Origin of the sequence: Pseudoalteromonas sp. T1lg24 (assembly GCF_002964745.1) — a bacterium.
GTDB lineage: Bacteria > Pseudomonadota > Gammaproteobacteria > Enterobacterales > Alteromonadaceae > Pseudoalteromonas > Pseudoalteromonas spongiae.
Genome location: NZ_PQCB01000018.1, coordinates 136364 through 158205, shown reverse-complemented (window position 1 = coordinate 158205; position 21842 = coordinate 136364). Strand labels below are relative to the sequence as shown.

The 21842-nt window shown below is 41.7% G+C and carries 19 protein-coding genes; 11 read left to right on the top strand and 8 right to left on the bottom strand.

Annotated elements, in window-relative coordinates; translation table 11 throughout:
* Nucleotides 1–52 precede the first annotated feature (52 nt).
* The 3 genes from lon (at nucleotide 53) to C2M30_RS11635 (ending at nucleotide 4959) form a co-directional block, all read left to right on the top strand.
* Entirely contained in the window at nucleotides 53–2410 is a 2358-nt protein-coding gene (gene lon / locus C2M30_RS11645) for an endopeptidase La (protein ID WP_105171735.1), read from the top strand.
* Between the two features lie 204 nt (nucleotides 2411–2614).
* On the top strand, nucleotides 2615–2887 hold the full coding sequence (hupB, locus tag C2M30_RS11640; RefSeq protein WP_010559673.1) for a nucleoid-associated protein HU-beta: 273 nt from the start codon (nucleotides 2615–2617) through the stop codon (nucleotides 2885–2887).
* A gap of 164 nt (nucleotides 2888–3051) precedes the next feature.
* A complete protein-coding gene (locus C2M30_RS11635; RefSeq protein ID WP_105171734.1) occupies nucleotides 3052–4959 on the top strand; it encodes a SurA N-terminal domain-containing protein in 1908 nt (635 codons plus the stop codon).
* Between the two features lie 79 nt (nucleotides 4960–5038).
* On the opposite strand, the gene C2M30_RS11630 is transcribed toward C2M30_RS11635, so the two are convergent.
* From C2M30_RS11630 to pspF, 6 genes are read right to left on the bottom strand one after another with little or no spacing between them, the layout of a single operon-like run.
* Nucleotides 5039–5800: an ATP-binding cassette domain-containing protein gene (locus C2M30_RS11630; protein ID WP_100913753.1), complete on the bottom strand. Its 762-nt coding sequence runs from the start codon at nucleotides 5798–5800 to the stop codon at nucleotides 5039–5041.
* Nucleotides 5800–6798, bottom strand: a complete 999-nt coding sequence (locus C2M30_RS11625; RefSeq protein ID WP_010559676.1) for a peptide ABC transporter ATP-binding protein — start codon at nucleotides 6796–6798, stop codon at nucleotides 5800–5802. Before C2M30_RS11625 ends, C2M30_RS11630 begins: the two co-directional genes overlap by 1 nt.
* Complete coding sequence (locus C2M30_RS11620; protein WP_105171733.1) at nucleotides 6799–7692, bottom strand: ABC transporter permease subunit; 894 nt, start codon at nucleotides 7690–7692, stop codon at nucleotides 6799–6801.
* Nucleotides 7679–8713: an ABC transporter permease gene (locus C2M30_RS11615; protein ID WP_100914537.1), complete on the bottom strand. Its 1035-nt coding sequence runs from the start codon at nucleotides 8711–8713 to the stop codon at nucleotides 7679–7681. Before C2M30_RS11615 ends, C2M30_RS11620 begins: the two co-directional genes overlap by 14 nt.
* Nucleotides 8713–10395, bottom strand: coding sequence for an ABC transporter substrate-binding protein (locus C2M30_RS11610; protein WP_105171805.1), 1683 nt, complete (start codon nucleotides 10393–10395; stop codon nucleotides 8713–8715). Before C2M30_RS11610 ends, C2M30_RS11615 begins: the two co-directional genes overlap by 1 nt.
* Nucleotides 10379–11458, bottom strand: coding sequence for a phage shock protein operon transcriptional activator (pspF, locus tag C2M30_RS11605; RefSeq protein ID WP_105171732.1), 1080 nt, complete (start codon nucleotides 11456–11458; stop codon nucleotides 10379–10381). The genes C2M30_RS11610 and pspF overlap by 17 nt, the downstream gene beginning before the upstream one ends.
* Nucleotides 11459–11642: 184 nt before the next feature.
* Here pspF and pspA point away from each other — a divergent pair, with 184 nt between their 5' ends.
* The 8 genes from pspA to C2M30_RS11565 all read left to right on the top strand — a co-directional run bounded on the left by pspA (nucleotide 11643) and on the right by C2M30_RS11565 (nucleotide 18314).
* Nucleotides 11643–12308, top strand: coding sequence for a phage shock protein PspA (gene pspA / locus C2M30_RS11600; RefSeq protein ID WP_010559681.1), 666 nt, complete (start codon nucleotides 11643–11645; stop codon nucleotides 12306–12308).
* Between the two features lie 31 nt (nucleotides 12309–12339).
* The gene (gene pspB / locus C2M30_RS11595) at nucleotides 12340–12573 is read left to right on the top strand and encodes an envelope stress response membrane protein PspB (RefSeq protein ID WP_010559682.1); all 234 of its coding nucleotides are present in this window, start codon (nucleotides 12340–12342) and stop codon (nucleotides 12571–12573) included.
* Nucleotides 12570–12980 carry an envelope stress response membrane protein PspC gene (gene pspC, locus C2M30_RS11590; protein WP_105171731.1) on the top strand — a complete coding sequence of 137 codons (411 nt, stop codon included), beginning with the start codon at nucleotides 12570–12572 and terminating at the stop codon, nucleotides 12978–12980. Before pspB ends, pspC begins: the two co-directional genes overlap by 4 nt.
* A gap of 37 nt (nucleotides 12981–13017) precedes the next feature.
* On the top strand, nucleotides 13018–14454 hold the full coding sequence (locus tag C2M30_RS11585) for a YcjX family protein (RefSeq protein WP_105171730.1): 1437 nt from the start codon (nucleotides 13018–13020) through the stop codon (nucleotides 14452–14454).
* On the top strand, nucleotides 14451–15482 hold the full coding sequence (locus C2M30_RS11580; protein WP_105171729.1) for a TIGR01620 family protein: 1032 nt from the start codon (nucleotides 14451–14453) through the stop codon (nucleotides 15480–15482). Before C2M30_RS11585 ends, C2M30_RS11580 begins: the two co-directional genes overlap by 4 nt.
* Nucleotides 15483–15607: 125 nt before the next feature.
* Entirely contained in the window at nucleotides 15608–16789 is a 1182-nt protein-coding gene (locus tag C2M30_RS11575; RefSeq protein WP_105171728.1) for a trans-sulfuration enzyme family protein, read from the top strand.
* A gap of 372 nt (nucleotides 16790–17161) precedes the next feature.
* Nucleotides 17162–17959: a phenylalanine 4-monooxygenase gene (gene phhA, locus C2M30_RS11570; RefSeq protein ID WP_010559687.1), complete on the top strand. Its 798-nt coding sequence runs from the start codon at nucleotides 17162–17164 to the stop codon at nucleotides 17957–17959.
* A 13-nt stretch (nucleotides 17960–17972) separates the two neighbouring features.
* A complete protein-coding gene (locus C2M30_RS11565) occupies nucleotides 17973–18314 on the top strand; it encodes a 4a-hydroxytetrahydrobiopterin dehydratase (RefSeq protein WP_010559688.1) in 342 nt (113 codons plus the stop codon).
* 71 nt (nucleotides 18315–18385) lie between these two features.
* Here the strand turns inward: C2M30_RS11565 and dapD are convergent, their stop codons facing one another.
* Both dapD and glnD read right to left on the bottom strand, forming a co-directional pair.
* Nucleotides 18386–19213: a 2,3,4,5-tetrahydropyridine-2,6-dicarboxylate N-succinyltransferase gene (dapD, locus tag C2M30_RS11560; protein ID WP_105171727.1), complete on the bottom strand. Its 828-nt coding sequence runs from the start codon at nucleotides 19211–19213 to the stop codon at nucleotides 18386–18388.
* Between the two features lie 9 nt (nucleotides 19214–19222).
* Nucleotides 19223–21838, bottom strand: a complete 2616-nt coding sequence (gene glnD, locus C2M30_RS11555; protein ID WP_105171726.1) for a [protein-PII] uridylyltransferase — start codon at nucleotides 21836–21838, stop codon at nucleotides 19223–19225.
* Nucleotides 21839–21842 lie beyond the last annotated feature (4 nt).

Here is a 21842-nt window from a genome sequence, read left to right as displayed (position 1 = left end):
CTGAATACAGTTTAAAAAAGCTAAAGTTACCAGTTTTACGCAAGGAACAAGTATGACCCTTGAACGTACCGATACGATTGAAATTCCAGTTCTCGCACTACGCGATGTAGTTGTGTATCCACACATGGTTATTCCGCTCTTTGTTGGCCGTGAAAAGTCAATAAAATGCTTAGAAGCCGCAATGGATAACGATAAGCAAGTACTGCTTGTTGCACAAAAAGACTCAAATATTGATGAGCCAGAAGCATCAGATATTTACGAAGTAGGCACAGTTGCCACTATTTTACAGTTATTAAAACTGCCAGACGGTACGGTAAAGGTACTTGTTGAAGGTACGCAACGTGCTGCAGTCAAAGAATTTGTAAGCACTGATGAATTTTTTGTTGCGACTGCTGAGTTTTTAGAATCAACTGAAATCCCAGAAGCTGAGCAAGATGTATTTATGCGCAGCGCTGTAAGCCAGTTTGAAGGCTACGTTAAGCTAAATAAAAAGATTGCGCCAGAAGTATTGAGCTCAGTGCAAGGCATTGAAGAAACAGCGCGCCTAGCTGATACCATGGCTGCACATATGCCGCTTAAAGTTTCTGAAAAGCAAAAAGCGCTCGAATATGCAGATGTTAAAGAGCGTTTAGAGTTTTTAATGGCGTTGATGGAAGGCGAAATTGACTTATTGCAAGTTGAGAAGAAGATTCGTTCACGCGTTAAAAAGCAAATGGAAAAAAGCCAGCGTGAGTATTACCTCAATGAGCAGATGAAAGCGATTCAAAAAGAATTAGGTGACATGGATGATGTACCTGATGAGTTTGAAGGCTTAACCAAAAAAATTGAAGAAGCGGCAATGCCGGCAGAAGCAGAAGAAAAGACCAAGTCTGAGCTAAACAAGCTGAAGATGATGTCACCAATGTCTGCTGAGGCGACAGTGGTACGCACTTACATCGATACTATGATAGGTGTACCTTGGAAAAAACGTTCTAAGGTGAAAAAAGATCTTGCGAAAGCAGAAGAGATTTTAGATGCCGATCACTATGGTCTTGATAAAGTGAAAGAACGCATTATTGAGTATCTTGCAGTTCAACACCGCACCAATAAGCTAAAAGGCCCAATTTTATGTCTAGTGGGTCCTCCTGGTGTAGGTAAAACGTCACTAGGCCAATCAATTGCTCGCTCAACAGGCCGTAAGTACGTGCGTATGGCACTCGGTGGCGTGCGTGACGAAGCTGAAATTCGCGGTCACCGTCGTACTTACATCGGCTCTATGCCGGGTAAAATCGTACAGAATATGTCGAAAGTAGGCGTTAAAAACCCGCTATTCCTATTAGATGAAATCGATAAAATGTCATCTGATATGCGTGGTGATCCGTCATCAGCATTATTAGAAGTACTTGATCCTGAACAAAATACGAGCTTTAACGACCATTACTTAGAAGTTGACTACGATTTAAGCGATGTTATGTTTGTGGCAACGTCAAACAGCTTCAATATTCCAGGTCCATTACTGGATCGTATGGAAGTTATTCGTCTTTCTGGTTATACCGAAGATGAAAAGCTGAATATCTCGATTCGTCATTTAATTCCAAAGCAAATAAAGCGCAATGGATTAAAAGAATCTGAAATATCAATTGAAGACAGCGCAATTATCGGCATTATTCGTTACTACACCCGTGAAGCGGGTGTGCGTAGCTTAGAGCGCGAAATTTCAAAACTTTGTCGTAAGGCAGTTAAGAACATCTTACTTGATAAGTCGCTGAAACAAGTCGTAATCAATGAAGACAACCTTGAAGATTATCTCGGCGTTAAGCGTCATGATTACGGCAAAGCGGAAGACAGTAATAAAGTTGGCCAGGTAACCGGTCTCGCGTGGACTGAAGTAGGCGGTGATTTGCTGACTATCGAATGTGCGTCAATGGCGGGTAAAGGTAAGCTTAACTACACAGGTTCACTTGGCGATGTAATGCAAGAGTCGATTCAAGCGGCAATGACAGTAGTACGTAGCCGTGCAGAAGCGCTGCGCATTAATGAAGATTTCTACGAAAAACGCGATATTCACGTTCACGTACCAGAAGGTGCGACACCAAAAGATGGCCCAAGTGCGGGTATTGCAATGGTGACAGGACTTGTATCGAGCTTAACGGGCAATCCCGTGCGCTCAGAAGTGGCGATGACAGGTGAAATCACCTTACGCGGTGAAGTATTGCCAATTGGCGGCTTAAAAGAAAAGCTGTTAGCGGCACACCGTGGTGGCATTAAGACCGTGATTATTCCAAAAGAGAATGAGCGTGACTTAAAAGAGATCCCAGAAAACGTAATGGAAGGGCTTTCTATCCACCCTGTTAAGCGAATTGAAGAGGTACTTGAACTCGCTTTAGCCGAGCCAATTGCTAGTTTTTCAATCGAAACGGCAAAAAATTAAAAAAATTCATCAAAAACCGTCGAAAAGGGCTTTTCAAATAAAATGTCTGTGCTAATTTAGGCACTGTAATTTTGCTAGCCCTTTAAATACGGTGATTAGCGCGAATTTTTATTGTTAATTTAACGCATTATTTTGGTGCATTAACTTAGCCTTTGTGTGGTCTTATACCACGATTAAATAATAACAATGGAAGGGGATGATATAGTGAACAAGTCTCAACTAGTTGATCAAATCGCAACAGATGCAGATATTTCTAAAGCAGCGGCAGGCCGTGCGTTAGATTCATTTATCGAATCAGTAACAGGTGCACTAAAAGACGGTGATTCTGTTGCATTAGTAGGTTTTGGTACTTTCTCAGTACGTGAGCGTGCTGCTCGTACAGGCCGTAACCCACAAACTGGTGAATCAATTGAGATTGCTGCAGCAAATATTCCATCTTTTAAAGCGGGTAAAGCGCTAAAAGACGCAGTAAACTAATTGACTGTAGAAGGCTAAACTTGCCAATTTCAAAATAACCTTTGAAACAGCAATTTTAATCTTCAAGTAAAAAGGCGCATCTGCTAAGATGCGCTTTTTACATATATAGCGTCCTGTAATTTCAGTCTGAAATTGACACTGAAACAGAATAAAAGAGAAAAACAATGCTAGAGAGAATTAGAGAAGGCTCACAAGGTGCTACGGCAAAAGTCATTTTAACCTTAGTGATTTTATCATTTGCTCTTGCCGGTATTGGTAGTTATTTAGGTCAACCTACGGAAACGCCTGTTGCAACTGTCAATGGCAAGGAAATTAGCCAGATGAGCTTCGCTCGTGCTTATGAGAATGAACGCAGTCGTCTAGAGCAGCAATTTGGTGAATATTTTTCACAAATCGCGTCAGACCCTGCATATGTCGCACGTATGCGTGAAAACGTAATGCAACGCTTAGTGCAACAAGAGCTACAAATGCAACTTGCACAAGAACTAGGCTTGCGTGTAAGCGACGAAGCAATCAAAAAAGAAATCCGCAATATTCCTGCATTCCAAGTTGCTGGTCAGTTTAATAATGATCGCTACCTTCAAGTAATTCGCCAAATGAACTATCAACCAGATGGTTTCCGCGATTACTTACGTAAAGAAATGACGCTAAACCAATTAGCGACAGCGTTAATTGCAACTGACTTCACGTTAGATAACGAGCTTGCGAGCGCAGTAAAACTGCAAAACCAATTACGTGATATTGAAACTGTGACGTTAAGCGCTGCAAACTTCAAATCAGACGTAGCGGTTTCAGAAGACGAAATTAAAGAATACTATCAGCTTAATCAAAACCAGTTTATGGCTCCTGAAATGGTGGCATTAGAGTACATTGAGTTAAAAGGTTCAGAGCTACCACTTGAAGAAGCCGTAACAGACGCTGAAGTTGCAGCTAATTACGAAGAAAATAAGGCACTATACATGGAGCCTGAGCGTCGTCGTGTTGCACATATTCTTGTTGAGAACTTAGAAGACGATGCAGCTGCACAAGCAAAAGCGGAAGAAATTTTAGCTGAGTTACAAAACGGTGCTGATTTTGCAAAACTAGCTGAAGAAAAGTCAGATGACTTAGTCAGCGCAGAGCTAGGCGGTGATCTTGATTGGATTGACCGCGATATGATGGACCCTGAGTTTGAAACCGCAGCGTTCGCGCTTGAAAGCGTAGGCGATATTTCTGAAATCGTAAAAACAGAATTCGGTTACCACATCATTAAACTAACAGATTACGAGCCAGAGCAAGTAAAAGAACTTGCTGAAGTATCTGCAAATATCAAAGCGCAGTTAGAACTTGATAAACGTTTAAATCAATTTTATGAAGTACAAACACGTGTTGCAGATCTTGCATTTGAAGTTGCAGACAGCTTAGCTGATGCAGCAGAAGTTGCAGGTGTTGAAGTTAAGAGCACTGAGTTATTCTCACGTAGTAACGCACCAGCGCCACTTAACAACCCTAATGTGTTAAATACAGCATTTTCGGTAGAGATTTTAGAAGATGGTGTTAACTCTGAGCTGATTGAAATTGCAGATGAACACATTGTGTTTATTCGTGCAAAAGAGCATAAAGCGGCAGCGGTAAAACCACTTGAAGAAGTGACTGCGGGTATTCAGCTAACACTTGAGAACCAAAAAGCGAGCGAACTTGCAAAATCTAAAGCACAAGAGTTATTCGCGAGCCTACAAGCAGGTACTGCACTTAGCGAAATCGCAACACAAGCAAATGCTGAAGTGGTTTCGACTGAAGCGGTAACACGCCAGTCGTTTGCACCATCATATGAAGTAGTTCAAGCTGCATTTAAAATGCCAACACCAAATGATGCGCAAAGTGCTGAGTTAGTGACGCTTGGTAACGGTGATGTTAGCTTAGTTGTGTTAAATAAAGTGTATGACGCACCAGCGGCAGAAATTAACGACCAACTACGTGATGGTATTGCACGCCAGCAAATGAATAAACACTATGAGAGCTTTATCGAAGCGTTAAAAGACGATGCTGAAGTGAAAACAGCAGCAGTTGAAACGCAAGAGCCAAACTTATAATGTTTCGCAATAAAAAAGCGCCCAAGGGCGCTTTTTTTATGTCTTTAATTAATGCTTCTTTAGTTACGCTAAGCTTTGCTTAGTTAGCGAGCATGCGTTCAGCCAACTTAGTTTGTGGCTTGGCAAAGACTTGATGTGTTTCGCCATACTCAACCACCTTGCCTTTGTGAAGCAGTAACAAGCTGTCACTCATATGCTTTACTAAGCTTAAGTGGTTAGTGATAAGAATATAGCTTAACCCTGTTTCGCGTTGTAATCGCAACAAAAGGTTTACCGTTTGCGCCCGTACTGACGGGTCGAGTGAGGACAGTGCTTCATCTAACACTAAGATTTTAGGGTCGAGAATAATTGCCCGAGCAAGCGCGACACGCTGAATTTGGCCGCCAGAGAACATATGCGCGTAGTAGTTGCGGTGTTCGGCAAGTAAACCTACGTTCAAAAGCGTTTGGTTAATGCGTTCTCTGCGCTGCTGTTTATCTAAGTCGGTATTTAGCACTAAAATTTCGCCCAAGATGCTACCAATGGTATTACTCGGGTTTAAGCTTTTCATCGGATCTTGGAAAATTAGGCGAATATCTTTACTGTTTTCTACGCGTTTTCCGCCATCTTCAATTATCTGGCCATCCAGTAGAATTTGTCCTGAGCTTGCGGTATCAGCGCCCGCTAAAATTTTACCTAATGTACTTTTACCTGACCCTGTTTCACCGATGATGGCGAGGGTTTCACCTTTGCCTAAGCAAAACGATACATCAGAGACCGCATTAAACTGCTTACTTCTAAAAAGCCCTGCGCGCACATTAAAGTGTTTGTGCAGTGCTTGTACCTTAAGAATAGGTTCCATTAGCACTTTTCCTTGTCTTGATTAAGCGGAAAGTGACAGGCATAGGTGTGACCATGGCTATCTGACACCGGAGGTGTTGCCACACATTCTCGCTGAGCTTGCGGACAGCGTGGTCCAAGTCGGCACCCTATAGGAAGGTGCTGCAAGGTCGGGATTGTGCCTTTGAGCGCGTAAAGCGGTGCTTTATGAGCTAAGCTTTGGTTATATTCAGGCAAACTTTTAAGTAACGCTTGGGTGTAAGGGTGTTTTGGCTTAGTAAATAATGTTTTAGTACGTCCAGCCTCGACCATTTGTCCGCAATATAAAACGTGTAAGCCATGAGTCCAATCACTTAGCTCAGATAATTCGTGACTGATCATCAAAATAGACATGCTTTTGAGCTGATTTAAACTGCGTAGCAAACGAAAAATTTGTGCACGTGTTGTGCTCTCAAGCGCTGTTGTCGGCTCATCGGCAATCAGTAACTTTGGTGAGCGTGCAATTGCCATTGCAATCATCACTTTTTGACAAATACCTTCCGAAAGTTCATGGGGATAGCTGTCAAATACGTGTTCATGCTCTTTAATGCCGACTTTGTGTAGTAATGCCTTTGCACGTTTTTTTAACAATAAGCGCTTTTGAAAAAAATGACCGTTAATTTTATCGCGCGGAATACTTTCAATCAGCTGATCGTAGATTTTCGCTGTGGGATCAAGGCAGCTACTAGGTTCTTGGTAGATCATCGCGATTTCATTGCCGATTAACTGGCGACGTTTTTCACCACTTAATCGCATTAAATCGATGCCACGCCAATGCATGCGGTCGGCTGTGATACGCCAGCGCGCATTTAACACGCCCATTAATGCTTTGGCGATTAAACTTTTGCCCGAGCCAGATTCACCAACAAGGGCATGCACTTCACCTTCTTTTAAGCTAATGCTAACGCGGTCCACCGCGCGGATCACCGTTTCGCCGGTGTCTAACTCTATCGTTAAGTTACGAATATCAAGCAATTGCATTTAGCTGGCCTTACGTTTTTGCAGTGCTTGGCGCAAACCATCACCAACTAGGTTAGTAGATAAAATAGTAATAAATAGCAAGAAGCCGGGCAGGGCTACTGCCCATGGGGCAAGGTAAATTAAACTTAAGTTTTCTGCCAAAATTGCGCCCCATTCAGCAGTAGGCGGTTGAGCGCCTAATTGCAAAAAGCCAAGTGCTGCGATATCCAGTATGGCAGTCGATAACGACATGGTAAAAATTAATACAATTTGCTCGTATATATTGGGCAAAATACCTTTTAATAAAATACGCCATTTACTCGCACCATCAAGGCGGTGAGCAATCACATAATCTTTGCTTATTTCTTGGCTAACAATATTTCGGATTGAATGAATGTATTGCGGTAACAGTGACAGAATAATTGCCCACACTGTGTTCATTAAGCCAGGACCAAGAATTGCCACAATAATAATTGCCAACAGTAAACTTGGGATTGCCAGTGTTACATCAAGTAGGTGATTTAAAACCGAAGAACGCCAGCCTTTAGTAAGTGCTGCTAAAATGCCTAAAATGACACCAAAAAGAGTTGTTAATAATGCCGTGATAATGGCAAGACCAAAGGTCATAGTGGCACCGTTCATTAAGCGCGAAAGTAAATCACGCCCTAGGCCATCGGTTCCAAGTAAAAAGTTTACGCTACCTTGATCATCCCAAGACGGCGGTAAAATAAGCGAATTATTATGCTGCTCGTTGATACCATAAGGTGCAATAAGCGGCGCAAACATGGCAAGAACGGTTAAAAATAAAAATACCCACAGGCCTAACAACGCAAGGTGATTCGACTTAAAGTTACGCCACAAATGGCGTAATGGCGACTTGTTTGAGTCTTCGGTAAATAACTTAAACTTTGCCATGACTTTGATTTCTCGAAACTGGGTCTAATAGGTTGTGTAAAATGTCTGCCGCAATATTCGCGATAATCACAAATAACGATACGGTTAATAAGCCACCTGAAATTGCTGGGTAATCGCGCTGATAAATACTGTTAATCAGCCATTGTCCAACGCCTGGCCATGAAAAAATAACCTCAGTGATCATCGCGAGCGTAATCAGTGTACTAAACTGCAAACCAATTTGTTTTATGATTGGTAGTAGGGCATTTTTTAGCGCATGGCGGGTGATAATTTCATATCGAGTCAAGCCTTTAGCGCGTGCAGTCTTAATATAGGGCTTATCTAATACAGTGAGCGTAGAGTCTTTGGTAAAGCGCGTGAGTACACTGGTTGGATAGGTTGCGAGCACTAAAGTTGGTAGCGTTAAGTGTTTAAACGCATCAATAAATGCCTGTTGTTTATAATCGATATCACTAAGGGCAATATCAATCAAAATAAACCCAGTCGTATCAGGAATTTCATACAGTAAGCCGACGCGGCCACTCATTGGCAGCCAACCTAGCTGTAAGCAAAACACCATGATTAAAATAAGCGCTAGCCAGAATATAGGGGTCGAAATGCCTATCAGTGCAAATGAGTTGATCGTGTAATCGGGTAGTCGTTTGTGATACGCCGCCGACAAAATACCCGCAGGAACACCAATAATAATCGACACAATAAGGGCATAAAATGCAAGCTCTATCGTTGCTGGGAAAAGCTCTTTAATATGCTCAAAAACCGGCTGTCCGGATGAAAAAGACGTACCCCAATCACCATGAAAAATATTAGAAATAAACTTGCCATACTGCGCAATATAACCTTTATCAAGGGCATATTTTTGGCTCAGCGCATCGCGTTCCATTGGTGTGGGTGTTTGCACACCACTTAAATTTGAAATCGCTTCACCTGGAAACAAATACGCCAATGAAAACGTAAATGCGCTTAATAACAGCAGCATAAAGAAGAATAGCGTTAGCCTTCTCGCAAGGTAGTCACGTAACATCATTGCGCTTTCCTCGCATTAGCGAGCGAAATACCACCAAATGGCGGTACTTCAACACCTGTGATGTGTGTTGATTTAGCTTGAAGGCGCAGTCCATGGGCAATTGGCAGTAAAGGTAATTCTTGAGCAACCATTTGTTGCGCAGCAAAGTAAATTTCTTTTCTCGCCTCAATATCTTCAGTGTCGTGGGCTTTTGTTAGCAGTAAATCAAACTCAGCGTTACACCAATTTGAAGGGTTCTTACCGCTAAATACTGATGCACAGCTTAAAATCGGGTTTAAAAAGTTATCGGGTTCTGGCGAGTCAGCTGCCCAGCCAATTAAAACCGAATCGTGTTGATGCAGGGTTAATCGCTCAAGAAACGTGTTCCACTCGTACTCAATAATATTCACTTTGATGCCAATTTGCTTTAATTCGCTTTGAATAAGCTCGGCCATTTTACGGGCGTTAGGATTATAAATACGGCTTACTGGCATCGCCCACAGATCCATGGTGAAGCCATCTTTATAACCTGCGGTTTCAAGTAATGATTTTGCTAGCTCTAAATTATAGCTAGGGTAGTTTGGTTGGGCTTGGTAGGCCCAAGATTCTGGCGGCAAAATAGATTGTGCCATATCTGCGTTATTAAAATAGACCGCTTGCAGTATTTTCTGTTTGTCGATGGCGTGTGAAATTGCGCGACGTACTTCAACTTTATCAAATGGTGCTTTTTGCGTATTAAAGGCTAGATATCCCACATTTAAATTTGCTAATTTTTCAACGGCGATGTCTTCACGGTTATTTAAAACTTCGATGTGTGCGCTACTCGGGTGAGCTGCAATATCACACTCGCCAGTAAGTGCCTTAGCGATGCGGGTGTTGGAGTCTGATGTAATATCAAATACCAATTGTTCAATGGCTACATCACTTTTCCAGTAATCTTCATTGCGATAAAAGCGCACAAAGGCATCTCGTTTAAAACGTTTATATTTATAAGGGCCTGTGCCGATAGGTAAGCGGTCGATATCTTCCAAAGACTCATTTTTACTTAGCATATCGGCATATTCTTTTGATAGCACAATGGCAAAATCGGTGGCCATGTTGGATAAAAAGCTGCTATCTGGGCTAAACAACTCGAATGTAACTTGGTACTCGCCTGTTTTTGTCACTGAGCGAAATGACTGATCTAAACCAATACTTTGGAAATACGGGTAATTACCACCGCCGACAAAATGGTAAGGGTTATAAACATCAAATAAGCGGGTAAATGTAAACACTACATCGTCTGCATTAAGTGAGCGGCTTGGTGTAAAGTAATCGGTTTGATGAAACGCCACATCCTGGCGCAAATTAAACACCACTTTTTTGCCACTATCTAGCAATGACCAACTGGTTGCTAATTCGGGTATAAATTCACCACTGGTTGGGTCGATTGATAGCAAACGGTTATAGAGTTGATGAGAGATAATGTCGATGGTTGACCCTGTGGTGGTCAACTGTGGATTAAATGCCACCGGGTTTGCTTCCGAGCAGTACACTAAGCCATTAATGGTCTTTTGCTCTTCAAAGGTGCACGCAGCAAGTAAGGTGCATGCGAAAATAGCCGACACCTTTGAGCAGTTAGTACGAAGTAATTCGAGTAATTTTGGCAAGTTACTTCTTTTTTTATCCGTTTGTGTTGTTGTGTTACAACGTTCGCGCATTGGCATCTAATAAATTGTATTTTTTTAAGTAGCCTCGCAGCTGATGGTAGGTTAACCCTAAGCTATCGGCCGTTTTTCTTTGATTATATTGGCAATACTTCAATGCGTCATTAATTAAATCAATTTCGTACTGATTTGATAATGTTTTTAAGTCACATGGAAAGTTAAATTCTGGCTTGCTGGTTACTGGCTCGTCCACAACTGGTGGCGCAACAGCGTTAGTCGGCTCAATTGGGGCGACGCTGACACGATCGTTTGTTTTAACTTTTTGTTTTGGTCTAAATGGGCTAATAAATGGGTCGAGTATAATTTCATGTACAGGCACATGCGGGTTGGCAGCGCGATAAACACTTCGTTCAACCGCATTTTTAAGTTCACGAATATTGCCTGGCCAGTGGTAATCAAGCAAAGTTTCTTGTGCTTTTCGTGTAAAACCGCTGAATAACTCCCATTCAAGATCTCGCGCCATATTAATTGCAAAGTTTTCAGCAAGTAGCAAAATATCTTCTTTACGTTCTCTTAAAGGCGGCAGTGTGATTACATCAAAAGCCAAGCGGTCGAGTAAGTCGCTGCGAAACTCGCCTTGCTCAGCAAGACTGGGTAAATCCTCATTGGTTGCGCAAACTAAACGCGTATTAACGCGTACAGTGGATTTACCGCCAACACGCTCAAACTCACCATACTCAATGACACGCAATAGCTTTTCTTGAATAAGACCTGAGGTATTGGCTAATTCATCTAAAAACAGTGTGCCACCATCAGCTCGCTCAAAACGCCCTTCATGGCGTTTGCTTGCGCCGGTAAATGCGCCCGACTCATGTCCGAATAATTCACTTTCTAGCAGGTTTTCGTTTAGTGCCGCACAATTAAGCTTTACATAATTTTGGTCCCAACGGCTTGAGAGGAAATGTAAACGTGCAGCAATCAGTTCTTTACCTGTTCCGCGCTCGCCAATTATGAGTACGGGCTTATTAAGCTGTGCTACTTGCGATACATGCTCTAATACTTCTAAAAAGCTGTTAGACTGACCTAAAAGATTGTCCTGTTGATTAGTGCGACTCATTTTTGCTAACTCTTAGTCAAATTTACTAACATCTAGTGTATTTTAATTCCGGATGTGTTTAAAGTATTTTGTATTTCAAAATATTTCATTTTAAAATCAATACTTTAAATGTATTTAAAAGTTGGCAAGCATCTTGATACAGTACAAGCGGTCAGTCATAAATTTTAAAATTGAGGAAAGTATTATGGGAATTTTTTCACGCTTTGCAGATATTGTGAATTCAAATATCAATGCTTTGTTAGATAAAGCAGAAGATCCAGAAAAAATGGTTCGTCTGATTATTCAAGAAATGGAAGACACGCTTGTAGAAGTGCGTTCTACCTCGGCAAAAACCATTGCCGAAAAGAAAGAACTAGTACGTCGTGTTGAAAAACTTGAGCAGGAAGCTGCTGATTGGCAAGCAAAAGCTGAGTTAGCACTAAGCAAAGAGCGCGAAGATCTAGCGCGTTCAGCACTTGTTGAAAAGAAAAAATCAACCGAAGCGGCAACCGCAGTAGCGCATGAGCTTGCGCAAGTTGAAGAGCACATTGAAAAATTGCAGCAAGAAGTTGCAGCATTGCAAGACAAACTAGCTGATGCAAAAGCACGTCAAAAAGCAATTATTCTTCGTCAACGTTCTGCTGAGTCGCGTTTAGGTGTTAAGAAAGCGCTTGATTCATCTAAAGTGGAAGATGCACTAAGTCGTTTTGAACATTACGAGAACAAAATTGATGGCCTTGAGTCGCAAATTGAATCGTATGAAATGGGTAAGAAAACATTGTCTGATGAAATCGCCAGTCTTCAAGATGAAGAGAAAATCGATGATGAACTAGCAGCTCTTAAGAAAAGCATGGCTAAAAAAGATAAGTAATAATTAAAGCTTGGGAGAGCAGGAGGGCACTATGAGTGGGTTTGAAGCAATAGCAGTTCCAACAATCTTGTTTATGATTTTTGTTGCACCATTATGGCTAATTTTACATTACCGCAGCAAAAAGCAAGTGAGCCAAGGTTTAAGTGAACATGAACATCGTCAGCTAATTGAACTGGCAAACAAAGCAGAAAAAATGGCCGACCGCGTGAAAACGCTAGAGTCTATTTTAGACGCGGAGGCGCCTGAGTGGAGGGCTAAGGTATGAGTAGACGTAGAGGCGAATTATATCGTGACCCAAAACGTGGCAAAGTAGCTGGTGTTTGTGCAGGGTTAAGCGACTACTTTAATATGGAGCTATGGCTGGTAAGAATTATTTTTATTTCAGCAGTACTCTTGCTCGGTGGCCCATTCTTTATTGTTGCTTACATTGCATGCTGGTTTATTTTAGAGGTAAAGCCAGAAACTTTACCTAATCAAAATAAAACAGAAACGGTTAATACTGAAAAACCGATCGAAGTTAAGTCGAAAGTGTGGCAAGCAGGTGAACCACCACGTCGCGCGCTTCACGACTTAAAAGAACAGTTTGATCGCATTGATGGCCGCTTACAAGCTATGGAAAAGTATGTTACTTCACCGGAGTTTACTGTAAGCCGTGAAATCAACAAACTGTAGCGATAAGACAACGTATCTAAACGGATAAGTCTCACCATTGGCAAACTTATCCGTTTTGTTTGTTAAGGAGAAAGTTATCAACCAATCGGAAAAGTTACAAAAACTGCGTGCCAAAGCACAAAAACTAGTAAAACGCGGTTTAGATCAACATGTAAAACTTGCCGTAACAGGACTGAGTAAAAGTGGTAAAACCGCTTTTATTACATCGTTTATTCATCATTTAACGCAATCCAAAAGCAAGCTGCCATTTTTTTCATTACAACAGCAAGAGCGTTTTATTGCGGGCAAACTCGTAGGCCAAGATGATTTAAGCGTTGCTAGCTTTGACTATGGTAACGCGTTAAATCAGTTGCAATTGGGTAAATGGCCGGCATCAACCAACCGATTAAACACCTTACGTTTAAACATTAAATATAAGCCGAATAGTGGTTTACGCGCCCATCTAACCGATGTTAGCACCCTAACAATCGATATTTTTGACTATCCTGGCGAATGGTTACTTGATTTACCTATGCTTGATGAGTCGTTTTTGGCATGGAGTAATCGTCAATTTGCATTGCTTAAAGAGCAGCCGCGAGCAGCTCATAGTGAAACGTTTATCAATAAATTATCGCAATTTGATTGGGCCCAAGAAGTTGACTTCGACCAACTTAAACAGTTTGCACATGAATATCGAGACTTATTACTGATATTTAAAAATCAGTGTCAATTAACGCAGTTACAGCCTGGCCGTTTAATTATGCCTGGTGAGTTGGAAGACGCACCAATTACTCATTTTTTCCCAATCCCTGAGATTGATGAACAAACACTGTTAAGCGCTCCTGAAAACAGTTATTTAGCAACCCTTAAAACACGTTATGAGCAATATAAAAAAGACGTTGTTAAGACCTTTTACAGTAACTTTTTTGGCGGCTTTGACAGGCAAATTATTTTGGTTGATTTATTAGGTGCGCTAGATAAAGGACGCGATGCACTGGTAGAGCAAAGTGATGTCCTTAAGTCGCTATTAAAGCATTTTGACTATGGCAAAAATAACTTTTTAAGCCGCTTGTTTTCACCCAAGATCGATAAAATTTTGTTTGCTGCAAATAAAGTTGACCATTTGAGTGTTGAGCATCATAAAGACTTAGCGTTATTACTTAACAATTTAGTGCTTGATGCGCAAAATGAATTGAATTACCAAGGCGTCATGGTGGAAACCATGGCGATGAGTTCAGTGAAAGCAACCAAGCAGGTACAAGTAAAGGAAGGCGGAGAAATACTTAATTGTATTTATGGTAAATCAATCGAAAGTGAGCAGTTGCTAACGTATTTGCCAGCGCAACCACCAATGCGTTTGCTTTCACCGGAACAGTGGCCAAATAATGGCTTTAACTTTCCAAGCTTTTACCCGATATTAAACGCGCAGCATCAGCTTGAGCATGTCAGGTTAGACCATGTAATAGAGTATTTAATTGGAGATAAGGTGCTATGAGTGAATTGCAACAAGGCCGTGTTATCAAAGAATGCGAGCCGCAAAACGATAGCCAATTGGATTCATTATTCGAACAAAGTCAGCAATTGCAGCAAGGTAAAGTTGTTGCCCAATCACACAGCGAACTAGAAATGGCTGAAACGCCACTTGAAACTGAATTAGATTCGTTAACAAAGCCGACGAAGCCTAACTGGCTGGCGCGTATTTTTGTTTTATCGCTGGTGACGTTAGTGTTGTCTGAAGTCATTTTTACGATTATTGAGGCAATTAGCACGTCACCGTTTTTAGCCGCTGTGTACGGCGTGGCGGTGTCAACGGCTTTGGCTTTAGTTGGTAAAGTCGCTTTTCGTGAATTCCGTTTATTACGAAAATTAAAAAATACAAAAATTCAGCAGCATGATGCCGCTAGATTAATGCAATCTGTGCAAATTGGCGAAGCGGAAAGATTTCTAACTAAAATCAACGGTCACCTTAGTAATGATAAGTTAGCGCAAATGCTCTCCAAGCTCGATGCCCATCACACAGATCAAGAGGTGATGTCGCTGTATGCTAATACCGTTTTGGTCGAGCAGGACGAAAAAGCACAGAATATTATTAAAAAATACGCTTCTACCTCAGGCGTGATGGTGGCGATATCGCCTATCGCATTAGTCGATATGGCGGTGGTGCTATGGCGTAGCACAAAAATGATTGAAGATATTACCCAAGTGTATGGTTTGCCGTTAGGGTATGTCAGTCGCATAAAGTTGTATCGTATGACATTAAAGCAAATGCTGTTTGCGGGCAGTGCTGAGCTTATCAGCGATTTTGCTACAACCGCATTAAGCGCTGAACTCGCTGGCAAGTTATCTGCACGTGCAGCACAAGGGGTGAGTGTGAGTATATTTACGGCACGTATCGGCTACAAAGCAATGGAATTAAGTCGTCCACTACCGGGCTTACCAAATAAGAAAAACTTGTTAACATCATGCGTTAAACTCGCCATAGACAGTGTAAAAAGCAAAGACAACGGACAGAGTGGAAAATAAACTTTACGCATTTTCAGCCTTTTGTATACAATTTTAGCCGTCTAACAATCTAGCGTGCTTGTTGTTTTTTCAGTTGTGCATTAATTATGTAGTTAATAATTATGACAACAATTTAAGCAAGTAGTATGAAATCACAACTTTCGGATAACAGTTTATGTATCCATGGCGGAAAACAACACGATCACGCCCATGGTCCTCTTAGCACGCCTATTTACCAATCTTCTACCTTTGTTTTTGATAACGCAGCGCAAGGCGCTGCGCGTTTTGCGGGCGATGAAGCAGGCTATATTTATTCTCGCCTTGGCAATCCAACGACCCGAGAGCTAGAACTTAAAATCGCGGCATTAGAAGAAATGGAAGATGGCGCTGCCACGGCTACTGGCATGGGCGCTGTATCAGCATCTGTTCTGAGCTTTTTAGCTCAAGGTGATCACTTGATTGCCTCAAAAGCGGTGTATGGTTGCACCTTTGCTTTGTTTTCTCATATGTTACCTAAGTTTGGTATTGAAGTGACATTTGTTGATATGGAAGATCACGGCGCAGTTGAAAACGCACTTAAACCGAATACAAAAATGATCTTCGCTGAAACGCCAATCAACCCCAATCTTGTGGTTATAGACCTAGCGTTTATTGGTGACTTTGCCAAGCGCCATAATTTAATTTCGGTAATCGATAACACCTTTATGACGCCGTTACTGCAAAAACCAAAGCACTTTGGTATCGATATTGTGCTGCACAGTGCAACTAAATACTTAAATGGTCATGGCGATGTGGTTGCGGGCTTAGTGTGCGGTAGTAAAGAGCATATCGAAACCATTAAGCTCACTGTGTTAAAAGATATTGGTGCAACCATTAGTCCGCACGATGCGTGGTTAATTATTCGCGGTATGAAAACACTCAGCGTTCGTATGGAAAGACACTGTAACAACGCGCAAAAAGTCGCTGAATTTTTAGCACAGCACGAAAAAATCGAACAAGTATATTACCCAGGCCTAAAATCCCATCCCGGTAATAAGTTTATTGGCACGCAAATGAAAGCGGCTGGTGGTGTAATTGCGTTTGAGCTAAAAGGCACACTTGAAATGGGCGCACAATTTATTAACGCAACTAAATTGTGCACGTTAGCAGTAAGCTTAGGTGATGCTGAAACGCTGATCCAACATCCCGCATCGATGACACACTCTCCTTATACACCTGAAGAACGCTTAGCTGCTGGGATCTCAGATGGGTTAGTGCGTATTTCTGTTGGCCTTGAAGAAGCTGACGATATTATTGAGGATTTAGCACAAGCATTAGCGCAAATTTAATGTTCTCTATTTGGCTAAGTTGAAGAGGCGTTTAGCCTCTTTTTTTGTTTCGAAGTAACTAGTAAAAGCTAAAAAAGGCTTCTGTTAACATTTGCCTCCTTGTGAAAGTGATTTTGTGTAATTTTATTTTTACAGTTGTGTTGATTTTAGGCTCTTTATTTACAGTGGTGGTTTTAAATGTTTACTGGTGTGTAGTTTTAAGTTTACATTTTACGGCTTTGTGGCAAGTACCAAAACTGCCGCAGTCATTACCTTTTGAGTAACTTTGTCATAACATCTAGAACATCTGAATTCAGCGTGTAATGTCACCGTTTTGCGTTTGAATGTTGTGCTTAAGCAAGTACGTCACTTGCTGATGAAGAGATGAAATTTATGGGCAAAAGTAGTAGTTATATTTCTAAACAGCCGGATGATAATGGGTTTATCAATTGGTCTGATGAAGAAAATCAAATTTGGTCAGAACTGATCGCACGTCAATTAGAATGTATAAAAAACAAGGCGTGTGATGAGTATATGCATGGCTTAGATAAGCTAAACCTGCCGTTAGACCGCATTCCACAATTAGAAGAAGTGAGTAAAGTGCTTCGCGAATCGACCGGTTGGGAATGCGCGCCAGTACCTGCATTGATTGATTTTGACGAGTTTTTCCGATTGCTGGCAAATAAAAAATTCCCGGTAGCGACTTTTATTCGCTCACGTGAAGAGTTTGATTATTTGCAAGAGCCAGATATCTTTCACGAGATCTTTGGTCACTGCGCTATGTTAACACACCCTGCATTTGCAGAGTTTACACATAAATACGGTCAACTTGGCTTAGCTGCTGAGAAAAAAGACCGCGTATATTTAGCGCGTTTATATTGGTTTACCGTCGAGTTTGGCTTAATGCAAACTAAAGATGGTCTACGCATTTATGGCGGTGGCATTTTATCAAGCCCAGGCGAAACCCAATATGTGTACTCAGATGTACCACAAATCAAGCCGCTTGAACCACTCGATGTGCTACGCACGCCGTACCGTATCGATATTATGCAACCTTTGTATTACACCATTAATGCAATTGAAGATTTATTTGATATTTCACAGCTCGATATTATGTCGCTTGTAGAAAAAGCAAAAGAGCTAGGGCTCCACGAGCCACTATTTCCACCTAAACAAAAGAAAGCAAGTTAGAAAAGGGTTTATTATGTCTGAATTAAGTGCTCAAAAATGTGAAGCGTGTCGTGCTGACGCACCAAAAGTTTCAGATGAAGAGCTAGCCGTATTAGTTAAGCAAATTCCTGATTGGACACCAATTGTGGTTGACGGCATTATGCAATTAGAGCGTGTATTTAAGTTCAAGAACTTTAAACTCGCGTTGGAATTCACCAACAAGTTAGGTGCAATGGCGGAAGATGAAGGTCACCACCCTGGTATCTTAACTGAGTGGGGCAAAGTAACAGTAACTTGGTGGAGCCACTCAATTAAAGGTCTTCATAAAAATGACTTTATTTGTGCCGCTAAAACAGATGCACTGCTAGAAGACTAATTGCTTCTAAACAATAAAAAAAGGGCGCTAATTAGCGCTCTTTTTTGTGTTTTTAGTATGCGTTTAACGCATTATTCGCTTACTGAGCGAAGTAGGGCATTAATACCTACTTTTTCACGTGTTTGCTGATCAACTTTTTTCACGATAATTGCAGCATATAAGCTGTGTGAGCCGTCTTTTGATGGCAGTGAGCCAGGTACAACTACGGCGCCAGCCGGTACGCGGCCATAATGAGTTTCGCCTGTTTCACGGTCATAAATACGTGTGCTTTGGCTAATGTATACGCCCATTGAGATTACCGCGCCTTCTTCAACAACAACGCCTTCTACAATTTCAGAACGAGCGCCAATAAAGCAGTTATCTTCAATAATAGTTGGGTTTGCTTGTAGTGGCTCTAGTACACCACCAATGCCTACACCACCTGATAAGTGAACGTTTTTACCGATTTGTGCACATGAACCTACGGTTGCCCATGTATCAACCATTGTGCCTTCATCAACGTAAGCGCCAATGTTTACGTAAGAAGGCATTAACACTACATTTTTGCCTACGAAGCTGCCCTGACGAGCCACTGCGTTTGGTACTACGCGCATGCCTTCTTGCTTAAACTGCTCAGGCGTGTAGTCAGTGAATTTAAGCGGTACTTTGTCGAAAAACTGGTTTACACCATCGCTCATTGGTGCGTTGTCACGAATTCTAAATGATAATAACACCGCTTTTTTAAGCCATTGGTGCACAACCCATTCACCTGAGATTTTTTCAGCCACACGTGCTTTACCTGAATCTAACAAAGCGAGGGATTCGTTAATAGCGTTGAAAACCTCATCAGAAACTGATGCCGGTGAAATATTATCGCGATTTTCCCATGCTTGCTCGATGGTTAATTTCAATTGTTCCATAGTGTGCCTTTAATCGTTTTCGGAATTGAATTTTTCAAGAAGGCGGTTTTTTAAATCGCCACATTCTTGTTCATTTAATGCGTTATAGCCAGCGTTAGATACCACAAAAAAATCTTCAGCACGTTCGCCTATGGTCGTAATGCGCGCGGCGTGTATATGTAACGCTAAACTTGAAAATACATCGGTTATTTTGGTTAATAAGCCTGGAATGTCAACCACTTGAATTTCTACAAGGGTGCGGTCTTTACGCCCATGTGGTGACACAATAACTCGGGGCTTAATATTAAAGCCTTTAAAGCGCTTTTTACGGTTCTTTTTGACTCGAACTTTCTTATTTGGTTCGTCAATAACTTGCTGAATTGACTTCTTAATAGAGCTAGCGCGACTTTGGCTCGTTACCGGCTCACCGTTTTGTTCTAAAATAACAAAATTATCAACTGCATAGCCGTCTTTGGTATTCATTATTTGCGCGTGTAATATGTTGGCTTTTTTAGCGCCCAACACCGCTACCAAACGCGCAACTAAATTGGCTTGGTCTGGGCAGTAAACAAATACTTGGCTACCGCCATTAATAGGCTGACCAGAAAGCAGCACCAATCCTTTACTAGAGTCTTTTGACGCCAAGATATGCTCGCATTGCCATGCAATCATTTGCGTTGAAAAACGCGTGAAATAATCGGGCTTAAAACGCAGCCACAATGCATCAATTTGACCTTCTGCAAACCCTAAATTAAGTAAGCGTTGTTTTGCTTGTGCTTTTTTATCGCGAATTTGGTCACGTAAATCCATCGGGTTTTCAAGACCGCGGCGCAGCGCACGTTGTGTGTGGGTATAAAGATCGCGCAGCAGTGTACTTTTCCAATCATTCCACAAGTTATCGTTGGTGGCGCGAATATCAGCAAGCGTTAAGCAATAAAGGTAATCGAGTTGCTTTTCATTTTTAACACGCGCCGCAAATTCAGCAATCACGTCAGGGTCGTTAATATCTTTGCGCTGTGCAGTCACCGACATAAGCAAATGGTTTTCCACAAGCCATGCAATAAATTTACCCTCAAAGGTTGTTAAGCCGTGTAATTTGGCAAACTCTCTGGCATCTACCGCACCAAGCTCGGAGTGATCACCACCGCGGCCTTTGGCAATATCGTGGAAAATACCCGCTAAATATAATAGCTCTGGCTTTTCCATGCGTACCACAATTTCACGACACAGCGGAAACGTATTGGCGCACTCTGGCTGGAAATAATGATACAAATTTTGAATTAAACGATGGGTGTGTTCATCTACTGTATAGGCATGGAATAAATCGAACTGCATTTGCCCAACGATATTACGCCAATTTGGTAAATACGCCGATAAAATGCCGTGTTTATGCATTAACGTAAAGGCACGCCCCATACCATTAGGATGGGAAATAAGCTTAAGCAGCATAGTGCGACACAGCGAATAATCTTGTAAGTCGCCTAACAAACGACGTCTTACCTGGCGCAGTAAACGAATTGTACTTGGGTAAATATGGGTAATCTGTGGGTTATCTGCAATGTGCCAAAACAGCTCAATAATTTTTTCACGGTGAAAAAATACTTGCGGATCTTTTACTCGAATTTGATGGCCAATTTGTTCAAAGTCAGCGTCAATACTGGTTACTTTATAGTTTACATGGCCTGTTAAAATGCTTTGTTCGAAGTAGGATAACAGCATTTGGTTAAGTTCACGCACACGCCCCATAATGCGAAATAATCGCTTCATCATACGTTCAACGGCTGCACGCCCATCGTCGCCAAACCCGAGCAGTTTAGCCGCTACCGGTTGATGATCAAAGAGTAACCGGTTTTCCATGCGCCCAGCCGCTAGGTGCAGTGCAAAGCGAATGTTCCACAGGTTAACAATGCATTCAAGTAACTCTTGATGCTCTTCAAACGTTAAGTAACCGTGTTCTACTAGTTCTTCGAGCGTTTGTGAGCGAAAATGCTTTTTTGCGACCCAAATAATGGTTTGTACGTCGCGTAATCCGCCTGGGTTTTCTTTTAAATTGGGCTCTAGGTTATACGCCGTGCCATGACATTTTTTATGCCTTATTTCCTGTTCATCGCGCTTAGCGATAAAAAAGGTATCCGATTTCCACGCTGACGTCTCTACTAACTTTTTTTGTAAATGAGCAAAATTATCAGGATCACCACATACCAAGCGAGATTCAAGCAAGCTGGTAGCAAAGTTAACATCGCTTTTTTTCTGTTCTATGGTTTGTTTGATAGTGCGAACGCTATGACCGATATCGAGGCGCAGATCCCATAAAAAAGTGACAAATTGAGCGATAGTTTCTTGTGTTTCTTTGTTGGGTTCTTTATTGACCAGCAATAAAAAATCGATATCTGAAAAAGGGTGCAGTTCGCCGCGGCCATAACCGCCAATGGCAATTAAATCGCCGTGTTCGCGTAATTGATAGTGATCATAAAGCTGGCTTAAAATCGCATCGATTAACTGTGCGCGGGCTTTCACTAAGCGCTCGACAGGCTGATGTGAAAATTGTTCTTCGAGCCAAAGGTAGAACTGTTCTAGAAGGTGTTTGTAGTCATCAAGTTGCTCGCATTTTGCGAGCAACTGGGTAAATTTTTTTGTTATTGCCATTGAT

Coding starts and splice junctions, on each gene's coding strand:
- C2M30_RS11620 (WP_105171733.1), bottom strand. CDS start 7,692: ATGGCAAAGTTTAAGTTATTTACCGAAGACTCAAACAAGTCGCCATTA.
- C2M30_RS11630 (WP_100913753.1), bottom strand. CDS start 5,800: ATGGAACCTATTCTTAAGGTACAAGCACTGCACAAACACTTTAATGTG.
- phhA (WP_010559687.1), top strand. CDS start 17,162: ATGGGCAAAAGTAGTAGTTATATTTCTAAACAGCCGGATGATAATGGG.
- C2M30_RS11565 (WP_010559688.1), top strand. CDS start 17,973: ATGTCTGAATTAAGTGCTCAAAAATGTGAAGCGTGTCGTGCTGACGCA.
- C2M30_RS11635 (WP_105171734.1), top strand. CDS start 3,052: ATGCTAGAGAGAATTAGAGAAGGCTCACAAGGTGCTACGGCAAAAGTC.
- pspB (WP_010559682.1), top strand. CDS start 12,340: ATGAGTGGGTTTGAAGCAATAGCAGTTCCAACAATCTTGTTTATGATT.
- pspF (WP_105171732.1), bottom strand. CDS start 11,458: ATGAGTCGCACTAATCAACAGGACAATCTTTTAGGTCAGTCTAACAGC.
- C2M30_RS11615 (WP_100914537.1), bottom strand. CDS start 8,713: ATGTTACGTGACTACCTTGCGAGAAGGCTAACGCTATTCTTCTTTATG.
- C2M30_RS11580 (WP_105171729.1), top strand. CDS start 14,451: ATGAGTGAATTGCAACAAGGCCGTGTTATCAAAGAATGCGAGCCGCAA.
- C2M30_RS11625 (WP_010559676.1), bottom strand. CDS start 6,798: ATGCAATTGCTTGATATTCGTAACTTAACGATAGAGTTAGACACCGGC.
- dapD (WP_105171727.1), bottom strand. CDS start 19,213: ATGGAACAATTGAAATTAACCATCGAGCAAGCATGGGAAAATCGCGAT.
- pspC (WP_105171731.1), top strand. CDS start 12,570: ATGAGTAGACGTAGAGGCGAATTATATCGTGACCCAAAACGTGGCAAA.
- C2M30_RS11575 (WP_105171728.1), top strand. CDS start 15,608: ATGAAATCACAACTTTCGGATAACAGTTTATGTATCCATGGCGGAAAA.
- C2M30_RS11610 (WP_105171805.1), bottom strand. CDS start 10,395: ATGCGCGAACGTTGTAACACAACAACACAAACGGATAAAAAAAGAAGT.
- lon (WP_105171735.1), top strand. CDS start 53: ATGACCCTTGAACGTACCGATACGATTGAAATTCCAGTTCTCGCACTA.
- pspA (WP_010559681.1), top strand. CDS start 11,643: ATGGGAATTTTTTCACGCTTTGCAGATATTGTGAATTCAAATATCAAT.
- glnD (WP_105171726.1), bottom strand. CDS start 21,838: ATGGCAATAACAAAAAAATTTACCCAGTTGCTCGCAAAATGCGAGCAA.